This is a genomic window from Pseudodesulfovibrio karagichevae (genome assembly GCF_041414475.1).
GTDB lineage: Bacteria > Desulfobacterota > Desulfovibrionia > Desulfovibrionales > Desulfovibrionaceae > Pseudodesulfovibrio > Pseudodesulfovibrio karagichevae.
Genome location: NZ_JBGLYH010000102.1, coordinates 1 through 8,216 on the forward strand (window position 1 = coordinate 1; position 8,216 = coordinate 8,216).

At 63.2% G+C, this 8,216-nt stretch carries 10 protein-coding genes; 2 read left to right on the top strand and 8 right to left on the bottom strand.

Annotated features, from left to right (window positions below; translation table 11 throughout):
• Nucleotides 1-134: 134 nt before the first annotated feature.
• The 7 genes from fabF to AB6M95_RS19040 form a co-directional block, all read right to left on the bottom strand.
• Nucleotides 135-1,373 carry a beta-ketoacyl-ACP synthase II gene (gene fabF, locus AB6M95_RS19010; protein WP_371388319.1) on the bottom strand — a complete coding sequence of 413 codons (1,239 nt, stop codon included), beginning with the start codon at nucleotides 1,371-1,373 and terminating at the stop codon, nucleotides 135-137.
• 105 nt (nucleotides 1,374-1,478) lie between these two features.
• Nucleotides 1,479-1,712 (bottom strand): acyl carrier protein, encoded by a 234-nt coding sequence (locus AB6M95_RS19015; RefSeq protein WP_371388320.1) that lies wholly within the window; start codon nucleotides 1,710-1,712, stop codon nucleotides 1,479-1,481.
• Between the two features lie 36 nt (nucleotides 1,713-1,748).
• Nucleotides 1,749-2,492, bottom strand: a complete 744-nt coding sequence (fabG, locus tag AB6M95_RS19020; RefSeq protein ID WP_371388321.1) for a 3-oxoacyl-[acyl-carrier-protein] reductase — start codon at nucleotides 2,490-2,492, stop codon at nucleotides 1,749-1,751.
• Nucleotides 2,493-2,633: 141 nt separating this feature from the next.
• Entirely contained in the window at nucleotides 2,634-3,620 is a 987-nt protein-coding gene (locus AB6M95_RS19025; RefSeq protein WP_371388322.1) for a beta-ketoacyl-ACP synthase III, read from the bottom strand.
• Nucleotides 3,621-3,697: 77 nt separating this feature from the next.
• A complete protein-coding gene (gene plsX / locus AB6M95_RS19030; RefSeq protein WP_371388323.1) occupies nucleotides 3,698-4,747 on the bottom strand; it encodes a phosphate acyltransferase PlsX in 1,050 nt (349 codons plus the stop codon).
• Entirely contained in the window at nucleotides 4,740-4,919 is a 180-nt protein-coding gene (rpmF, locus tag AB6M95_RS19035; RefSeq protein WP_371388324.1) for a 50S ribosomal protein L32, read from the bottom strand. Before rpmF ends, plsX begins: the two co-directional genes overlap by 8 nt.
• A 67-nt stretch (nucleotides 4,920-4,986) precedes the next feature.
• A complete protein-coding gene (locus AB6M95_RS19040; RefSeq protein ID WP_371388325.1) occupies nucleotides 4,987-5,508 on the bottom strand; it encodes a YceD family protein in 522 nt (173 codons plus the stop codon).
• 231 nt (nucleotides 5,509-5,739) lie between these two features.
• On the opposite strand from AB6M95_RS19040, the gene rpmB reads away from it, so the two are divergent.
• Both rpmB and AB6M95_RS19050 read left to right on the top strand, forming a co-directional pair.
• Nucleotides 5,740-5,955, top strand: coding sequence for a 50S ribosomal protein L28 (rpmB, locus tag AB6M95_RS19045; protein WP_338668185.1), 216 nt, complete (start codon nucleotides 5,740-5,742; stop codon nucleotides 5,953-5,955).
• 306 nt (nucleotides 5,956-6,261) lie between these two features.
• Nucleotides 6,262-6,555 carry an SHOCT domain-containing protein gene (locus AB6M95_RS19050; RefSeq protein WP_371388326.1) on the top strand — a complete coding sequence of 98 codons (294 nt, stop codon included), beginning with the start codon at nucleotides 6,262-6,264 and terminating at the stop codon, nucleotides 6,553-6,555.
• A gap of 86 nt (nucleotides 6,556-6,641) precedes the next feature.
• Here the strand turns inward: AB6M95_RS19050 and gltX are convergent, their stop codons facing one another.
• Nucleotides 6,642-8,039, bottom strand: a complete 1,398-nt coding sequence (gltX, locus tag AB6M95_RS19055) for a glutamate--tRNA ligase (RefSeq protein WP_371388327.1) — start codon at nucleotides 8,037-8,039, stop codon at nucleotides 6,642-6,644.
• Nucleotides 8,040-8,216 lie beyond the last annotated feature (177 nt).

The following is an 8,216-nucleotide window of genomic DNA, read 5'->3' on the forward strand; positions in this document are numbered from 1 at the left end:
AGAGGGGATGGGGGTCCGGGGGAAGGGGGAAAGGGAAGCCCTTTTCAAAGGGTTCCCTTTCCCCCTTCCCCCGGCTGTCGGAGACATAAAAAAAAGGGCCGCTTGAGCGGCCCTTTTGGGTTTGTAATCGTCGGTTACCCGGTGAAGCGTTTGAACAGGACGCAGGCGTTGGTGCCGCCGAATCCGAAGGAGTTGGACAGGGCGTATTCGGCCTGTATCTTCTGCGGACCGTCGGCGCAGACATCGAGGTCGCATTCCGGGTCGGGAGTTTCGCGGTTCACGGTGCCGGGGATGATGCCCTCGGCCAGGGTCTTGACGGCGAAGACCGCTTCGACGCCGCCCGCCGCGCCGAGCAGGTGGCCCATCTGGGACTTGTTGGCGCAGATTTTGATGTTGTAGGCGTGGTCGCCGAAGACCTTCTTGATGGCCCGGGTCTCGCAGAGATCGTTCAGGTAGGTGGAGGTGCCGTGAGCGTTGATGTGGTCGATCTCCGAGGGGTCCACCTTGGCCTCGCGGATGGCGGCGGCCATGGCGTAGGCCATGCCCGCGCCGTCTTCGGGCGGAGCGGTCATGTGGTAGGCGTCGCCGGACGCGCCGTAGCCGACCACTTCGGCCAGGATGTTCGCGCCGCGCGCCTGGGCGTGCTCCAGGCTCTCCAGGAGCAGCAGGCCGCAGCCCTCGCCCATGATGAAGCCGGAGCGGTCCTTGTCAAAGGGACGGGAGGCCAGCTCGGGCTCGTCGTTGCGCACGGACAGCGCCTTCATGGCGTTGAACCCGGCCACGGCCAGGGGCGAAATGGTCGATTCGGACCCGCCGCAGATCATGGCGTCCACGCGGCCCATGGCGATGTCGGTGTAGGCCGTGCCGATGCCGTGCGTACCCGAGGCGCAGGCCGTGGTGGTGCAGATGTTGGGGCCCATGGCGCCGGTCTCGATGGAGACCTGCCCTGCGGCCATGTTGGCGATGAGAATGGGAATGAAGAAGGGCGAAACCTTCTTGGGCCCGCGATGGAGCAGCTTCTCGTGGCAGTCCTCGATGGTCTGGATTCCGCCCAGTCCGACGCCGATGATGGTGCCGACCCGGGGACGCTCTTCCACGGGGATGGTCCAGCCGGCGGTCTTGAAGAGCATGCCGGCGGCGACCACCGCGTACTGGGTGAACGTCTCCATGCGGCGCACTTCCTTCTTGCCGATGAACTCGGTCGGATCGAAATCCTTGACCTCGCCGGCGATGGTCGTGGCATAGTCCGTGGTGTCGAACTTGGTGATCTGGCCGATGCCGGATTTTCCGGCCAGGAGGTTCTGCCAGCTGGTCTCGACGTCATTGCCAAGCGGCGTGACGGCGGCAACACTGGTAACAACTACCCTGTTCATAATACCTGCCCGTTGATGTGTCTGGGTTGGGTAACGAAAAGGAGCGTCTTACAGCACCGAGGTGCGTAAGACGCTCACAATATATGTACTTTTACTCGGTCAAGCTTAGATGGCCTTCTCGATGTGCGAGATGGCGTCGCCGACCTTGAGAATCTTCTGGGCTTCCTCGTCGTCGATCTCCAGGTCGAATTCCTCTTCCATGGCCATGATCAGTTCGGTCAGGTCCAGGGAGTCGGCGCCCAGGTCTTCGACAAACGCGGCGCTTTCGATGACTTCGTCTTCGGACACGCCCAGCTGATCCACGATGATCTCTTTCACTTTCGCTGCTACGTCGGACATAGTTTCCTCCACTACACAAATGAGTTTTTTGCTTGATTACATGTACATGCCGCCGTTCACGCCCAGCACCTGGCCGGTGATGTATCCGGCTCCGGGGCCGGCCAGGAAGGAGACGGCGGCTGCGATATCCTCGGACTGCCCGAGGGTTTTTAATGGAATTTGTTCGAGCATGGCCTCGACCACCTTTTCAGGCAGCTCGGCGGTCATGTCGGTCTCGATGAAGCCGGGAGCCACGGCGTTGACCGTGATGTTGCGCCCGGCCAGTTCGCGGGCGGCGGACTTGGTCAGGCCGATGAGGCCCGCCTTGGCCGCACAGTAGTTGGCCTGGCCCGCGTTGCCCATCTGGCCGACGATGGACGAAATATTGATGATCCGGCCAAAGCGCTGCTTGCCCATGATCTTGGAGGCTTCCTTGAGGAAGGCGAAACAGCCGGTGAGGTTGATGTGGATGACCTTGTCCCAGTCCTCGTCCTTCATGCGCATCATCAGCCCATCGCGGGTAATGCCCGCGTTGTTGACCAGGACCGCGAGCTCGGCCTTGCCCTTGATCTCGTCCTTGAAGAACGCGGCGATGGCGTCGCGGTCGCCGGAGTCGAGCTGGAAGGCGCGGGCCTTGCCGCCCGCCTTTTCGATGGACGCCACAACCTCGTCGGCGGCCTCGGGACGGCTGACATAGGTCAGGTAGACCTCGAAGCCGTCGGCGGCCAACTTCTCGGCCACGGTGCGGCCGATGCCTCGGGAACCGCCCGTAACCAGGGCGACTTTGGGAAGATCGCTCATCTCATACCCTCTTGTCGTTCTCTTGTGGTCAGGACCCCATATACCAATTGGTCACGGACTGCAAATTGGGTCCGGGATCGTAACCAAAAAGTTTATTCCCCATCTGTCCGCAAAAAGCAAACAAACAGCTGTTTTAAAAATCTAGAACCGGATCAGGGCCGCGCCCCAGGTGAACCCGCCCCCAAAGGCGGGGATGAGGACCAGATCGCCGGGCTTGATGAATCCTGTGTGCACGGCCTCGGTCAGGGCCACGGGAATGGCGGCGGCGGAAGTGTTGCCGTACTTGTGGATGTTGGAGAAGACGCGTTCCTCGGGGATGTCGAAGCGGCGTCCCACGGCGTCGATGATGCGGTAGTTGGCCTGGTGCGGCAGGAGCACGTCCACGTCGCTCTTGGCCAGCCCGTTGCGTTCGAGGATGGCCTCGGAAATCTCGGTCATGTTGCGCACGGCGTGCTTGAAGACCTCGCGGCCCTGGAACTCGACGAAATACTCGGGTCCCACGGGTTCGCCCAGCTTGTAGGAGTAGGCCGAGCCGCCGCCGTTGACCGTGAGCAGGTCGCCCAGGGAGCCGTCGGCGGCGAGCATGACGTCCAGGACCTCGGGGCCGTCGCCGGGCTGTCCGGCGGTCAGGACCGCCGCGCCCGAGGCGTCGCCGAACAGGACGCAGGTGGCCCTGTCCTCCCAGTTCATGCGCCGGGTGATGACCTCGCTGGCGACCACCAGGACCTTGGACTCGGGCTCCAGGCAGAGCAGGCCGCGCGCGGTCTGCAGGGCGTAGAGAAAACCGGAGCAGGCCGCTTGCACGTCCATGCACATCTGGCCGGTGATGCCGAACCGCTCCTGCAACCGGCAGGCGGCGGAAGGGATCACGGAATCCGGGGTGAAGGTGGCGCAGATGATGTGGGTCAGCTCGGACGGGTCGATGCCCGCCTCCTCCAGGGCCTGTTTCGAGGCCTCCAGCGCCAGGTCGGAAGCGGCCTGGTCATCGGCGGCGAGGTGCCGTTCCTTGATCCCGGTGCGGGTGGTGATCCACTCGTCAGAGGTATCGACGATTTTCTCGAGATCGGCGTTGGTCAGGACCTTTTCGGGGGCGTAGAGGCCAAAGCCGCGAAGGATGAAATGAGTCATGGGTGGGTGTTTATGACAATGGTACGGCGCGGTCAAGCTGCGCAAGATCTTTCACATTCCGCTCGGCGCGGGATGCGTCAGGCCGCGGTCCTGTCGGGCTTGTCGGCCAGCCCCTTGTGGGCGGCCACGCCTTCGGCCAGGTGGCCGTAGGCATTGTTGCGGACGCTGGTGGCGGCCATGCGGATGCAGTTGGTGATGGCCAGCTCGTTGGACTTGCCGTGGGCCACGATGACGATGTCGCGCAGGCCGAGCAGCGGCGCTCCGCCGTATTCGGCGTAGTCCACGATCTTCTTGAACCGCTTGAACGCGCCGAAGGACAGCAGCGTGCCGAGCATGGACAGCCAGCTCGACTTGAGCTCGTCCTTGAGGATGCGGCTCAGGGAACGGGCCAATCCCTCGGACAGCTTCAGGGCCACGTTGCCGACAAAGCCGTCGCAGACCACGATGTCCACCTCGCCGGTGAAGATGTCGCGGCCCTCGACGTTGCCGATGAACCGCAGCTGCGAACGCTTGAGCAGATCGAAGGCCTCGCGCACGGCGGCGTTGCCCTTGCCCTCCTCCTCGCCGATGGACAGGATGCCCACGGACGGGTCCTCGATGCCCAGGACGTGCCGGGCCAGGACGTCGGCCATGAGGCCGAACTGGAGCAGGTGCTGGGGCTTCGAGTCCACGTTGGCGCCCACGTCGATGAGCACCACCGGGTTCTTCTCGGTGGGCAGGATGCCGGCCAGGGCCGGGCGCTGCACGCCGGGAATGCGCCCGAGAACGAACATGCCGCAGGCCACGCTCGCGCCGGAGTTGCCGGCCGAGACCACGCCGTTGGCCCTGCCTTCCTTGACCAGACGGCAGGCCACCTGGATGGAGGAGTCCTTCTTGCGCCTGAGGGCGTCGGCGGGCTTGTCGTCCATCTCGACCACCTGGGAGCAATGGACAATTTCGATGTCCAGCCCCTTGGTGTCGAGCTTGTCGAGCTCGGCCCGGACCTTTCCCTCGTCGCCGACGAGCACGATGGCGATGCCTTCGCGCGCGGCGCTGACCGCACCGGGCACGACGATGCCGGGCCCGAAATCCCCCCCCATGGCGTCCACGGCGATGCGTGGAACCCGAGCGTCTTCGGTCTTAGGCATTTTCGCCGTCAATGACCTGGCGTCCCTTGTAGGAGCCGCAGACAGAGCAGGCGCGGTGGGGCAGAGTGGGCTCGCCGCACTCGCAGTAGATGACGTTGGGAGCGGCGATGTTGTCGTGGGAACGGCGCATGCCCTTGCGGGACTTGGACGTTTTCTTCTTGGGGACTGCCATGATATATACCTCGTATTGATTTGTTCTCAACCGAATGCCCGGAAACCGTGGCCCCGGGCAAGGGGCGTTACTTTATCTTCAAGTCGCGGAAAACCGCAAGCCTTTCGTCGCCCTCTTCCGGCTGGCAGGTGCACTTGCCGGTATTGAGGTTGGCGCCGCAGCCGGGGCAGATGCCCTTGCAGCCCTCGCCGCACAGGGGCTTGAACGGCAGGGCCAGGACGAATTCCTCCCAGAGGATGGCGCCCATGTCGAGCTGCAGCTGGCCGTTGTCCAGGCGTATGCGCGGGACGTCGTCGGTCTCCTCGCCGTCGGGCAACTGCTCGTAGGCGTCGAAGGCCGTGTCGATCTCAAAGGGGAACGGCTCGGCGCACCGGTCGCAGACGAGCCGGACGGAACCCTTGAGGGCGCCGCGCACCAGCGCCCCGTCGTCGGACTGGGGCATGACCGTGTACTCGGCCACCAGGTCGCGGTCCGGACGGATGCCCAGATCGAATTCGCGCCACGCCTCGCGCCAGAAGTTCTGGTCGTCGAAGGTGAAGCCTCGGCCCTCTGCGGCAATGTCGCTGATAGTCAGCCAGAATTCAACCATGGTTTTCTCCGTTTTTCCCGGTCCGATTCGTCCCGGTGCGGCCAGGCCCCACGGCCGGACAACCGGTGCTTCCTATATGGTAATAAAATCCCCTGTCAAGAAAAAAACCCTTGCCATTTGTTGCCGGGCTCGGTAAGGATTCTCTCCCGCTGCCTGGAGAAGCTACCATGATCCGGCGGCCTTTTACGAGCGAAAACGAATTATTTCCTTAGAATACATTAGGAGGTCGCAATGTCCCAGGTTTGCGATATTTGTGGAAAGGGTCCCCAGAGCGGCAACAACGTCAGCCACTCCCATATCAAGACCAAACGCCGTTTCATGCCCAACCTGCAGAAGGTCCGCCACCAGTTGGAGTCCGGCCAGGTTGTCAGCATCAAGGCCTGTACTCGCTGCATCCGTAATGGTGCCGTGGTCAAGCCGGTGGCTTCCCAGAAGCCCGAAGCCTAAGCGCCGCAACACATTTCGAGTGTGAGAAGTTGCCGCCGATATCTCGGCGGCAACTTTTTTGCGTCCTGCGCCCGGCGGCTTGAGCCCCCACCCGACCGCTCGCCAGGGATTCGCCGTATCGCGGCGCAAGTCCCCCTCTCCCCCGCTCCTGCTCCATTGTGCAGAATGTCGTCCCCCCTGTACGCAAGGGGTTGCACCTTTGCACTTCCACCGCCCAAAGCCCCAACGGGCAACTTACTGAAATAATATCATAAGTCGTTTGGCACGGTCCATGCTACTTCCAAACAAACACGCTCTGGAGGCTTCATGCAGTATCTGACCACATTCGCAAACTGGTGTTCCGGCCCGGGATTCGGGCACGGCGCGGGGTTCGGCGGCTGGTCCGGCAACATGAGCATGGGGTTGGGACTTCCTTTCGGGGGGATCGTCCCGCTCCTCATCCTGGGCCTGATCATATATTTCACGGTGCGCCTGATTCGGAAACCCGCCACACATTCGGGACCGGGCACGCCGGTGGATGTCCTCAAACGTCGGTACGCATCCGGTGAAATCGACCGGGAAACGTACCGCGCCATGAAGGATGAGCTCCGCAACAGCTAATGGACATACACACCTCCCCAAGCAAAGGCCCCCGCCGGACTCTCCTTCCGGCGGGGGCCTTCCTCGTCTCGCGGACGCGATAAAATCTACAGTTCCACGGCCCTTCGGATGCGCGCCAGGGTCTGCTCCTTGCCGAGCACGACCATGGTCTCGAACAGGCCGGGAGACTGGGTCTTGCCGGTGATGGCCACGCGAAGCGGCTGGGCGATGACCTTGAACTTGATGTCCCTGTCCTCAATGAAGCCCTTGTGCAGCTCCTCCAGGGCGGGCTCGGTGAACTCGGCGAGCCCCTCCATGCGCCCGGCGATCTCCTCGAGCATGGGCTTGGTCTCGGCGGTCAGGAACTTCTGCACGGCGGCCTCGTCGTAGGGCAAAAAGGACACGTCCACGATGAACGGGCGCGCCTGCTCCAGCATGTCGAGCACGGACTTGGCCCGGGGCTGCAACAGGGGCGCGATCAGGGCGAACCGCTCGCGGGTCACGGCCTTGGCCTCCTCCTCGCCCACCTCGCGGGCCAGGAAGTCGCAGAGCAGCCCGGCCAGCCGGTCCGGATCGGCCTTCTGCATGTACTGGCCGTTGACCCACTCGAACTTGGTCAGGTCGAAGACCGACGGCGAGTTGCCCAACCCGTCCGTGGTGAACAGCTCGACCATCTCGTCCATGGTGAACAGCTCCTGGTCGCCGTGGGACCAGCCCAGCCGGGCCAGGTAGTTGGTCACGGCCTCGGGCAGGTAGCCCATCTTCTCGTACTCCATGACCGACAGCGCACCGTGGCGCTTGGAAAGCTTCTTCTTGTCCGGGCCGAGGATCATGGGCACGTGGCCGAACTCCGGCACGTCCCAGCCCATGGCGCGGTAGATGAGGATCTGGCGCGGGGTGTTGTTCACGTGGTCGTCGCCGCGCAGCACGCGGTTCACGCCCATGTCGTGGTCGTCCACCACCACGGCCAGGTTGTAGGTCGGCGTGCCGTCCGAGCGGCGCAGGATCATGTCGTCCATCTCGGTGTTCTCCACCGAGATGAAGCCCTTGACCATGTCCTTGTACCCGGTGGCGCCCTCCAGCGGGGCCTTGAGCCGGACCACGCCCGAGGTCAGCCCTTTGTCGCGGCAGGTGCCGTCGTACTTGGGCTTGCGGCCTTCCTTCATGGCCTTCTCGCGCATGGCGTCCACGTCCTCCTTGCTGCAGTCGCAGTAATAGGCGTGGCCCGAGGCGATGAGCTGGTCGATGACTTCAACGTGCCGGTCCGCGCGCTCGGACTGGAAGACGATCTCGCCGTCGTGCTCGAGCCCCAGCCAGCGCATGGAGTCGATGATGGCGTCCGTGGCCTCCTGGGTGGACCGCTCGCGGTCCGTGTCCTCGATGCGCAGGCGGAACTCGCCGCCCTGGGACCGGGCCAGCAGCCAGGAAAACAACGCGGTGCGCGCGCCGCCGATGTGCAGGAACCCGGTCGGGCTCGGCGCGAAACGGGAAACGATCTTGGTCATGAGAATGCCTCCGGCGGCCAAGGAACCTTTTGAAAAAGGTTCCCTGGACCCTCCAAAACTTTTGGGGCTGACATAGATAACTATGCCGCGTTGTGCCTTTTTATCCATTTTTTCAGGATAGATAACTGCTCTTTTGGGGAGCCGTAATTAAACCTGAATTCGCACTCTTTCAAATAC

Coding starts and splice junctions, on each gene's coding strand:
- fabF (WP_371388319.1), bottom strand. CDS start 1,373: ATGAACAGGGTAGTTGTTACCAGTGTTGCCGCCGTCACGCCGCTTGGC.
- AB6M95_RS19015 (WP_371388320.1), bottom strand. CDS start 1,712: ATGTCCGACGTAGCAGCGAAAGTGAAAGAGATCATCGTGGATCAGCTG.
- fabG (WP_371388321.1), bottom strand. CDS start 2,492: ATGAGCGATCTTCCCAAAGTCGCCCTGGTTACGGGCGGTTCCCGAGGC.
- AB6M95_RS19025 (WP_371388322.1), bottom strand. CDS start 3,620: ATGACTCATTTCATCCTTCGCGGCTTTGGCCTCTACGCCCCCGAAAAG.
- plsX (WP_371388323.1), bottom strand. CDS start 4,747: ATGCCTAAGACCGAAGACGCTCGGGTTCCACGCATCGCCGTGGACGCC.
- rpmF (WP_371388324.1), bottom strand. CDS start 4,919: ATGGCAGTCCCCAAGAAGAAAACGTCCAAGTCCCGCAAGGGCATGCGC.
- AB6M95_RS19040 (WP_371388325.1), bottom strand. CDS start 5,508: ATGGTTGAATTCTGGCTGACTATCAGCGACATTGCCGCAGAGGGCCGA.
- rpmB (WP_338668185.1), top strand. CDS start 5,740: ATGTCCCAGGTTTGCGATATTTGTGGAAAGGGTCCCCAGAGCGGCAAC.
- AB6M95_RS19050 (WP_371388326.1), top strand. CDS start 6,262: ATGCAGTATCTGACCACATTCGCAAACTGGTGTTCCGGCCCGGGATTC.
- gltX (WP_371388327.1), bottom strand. CDS start 8,039: ATGACCAAGATCGTTTCCCGTTTCGCGCCGAGCCCGACCGGGTTCCTG.